The 561-nt window shown below is 40.1% G+C and carries 1 protein-coding gene; it reads left to right on the top strand.

The window, feature by feature from the left end; translation table 11 throughout:
• Positions 1-113: 113 nt before the first annotated feature.
• Positions 114-561, top strand: a 448-nt coding sequence (locus F8C76_RS19870; RefSeq protein ID WP_152132944.1) for a hypothetical protein, incomplete at its 3' end; no start/stop codon positions are given.

Below are 561 nucleotides of genomic sequence, written 5' to 3' on the forward strand. Positions count from 1 at the left end.
CTTTCGATGGAGGGTTTATGAGGAGGTTGAAACACTGATACATTATGTTTAGGGTTGAAATAATGTAAAAAGTTTTTGTGCATGTTTTTCCTTTTATAACAAGCACCATATACATGTTACATATATACTGCCTATCTAATTATAAACCATTTTATATCCAGAGAGAGATGGGTAAAGATTCATTTAGCCCGTTGATGAGTATTCTTCGTGAGAACAAGTTGACCGGCCCTAATTACGTAGATTGGAAGAGGAATCTTGACATAGTACTCACTGCTGAGGAGTACAAGTATGTCTTGATAGAAAATTGTCCTGAAATTGATACCAATTCTACTGAAGACCAGTTAGAGGCTGAAAGGAAGTGGAAGAAAGCGAACAGCATGGCTAAATGCTACATGCTCGCTTCCATGTCCAACGTGTTGCAAACACAGCACGAGCATATGGACACAGCCTATGAAATCATGATGTCCTTGTCAGAAATGTTCGCAGACAAGAGCAGGCCAGCTAGGCAAGCTGCTATAAGGACCATCATGAACACTAGAATGGCTGAAGGAACACCTGTCA

The organism is Flagellimonas olearia, from assembly GCF_009184425.1.
GTDB lineage: Bacteria > Bacteroidota > Bacteroidia > Flavobacteriales > Flavobacteriaceae > Flagellimonas > Flagellimonas olearia.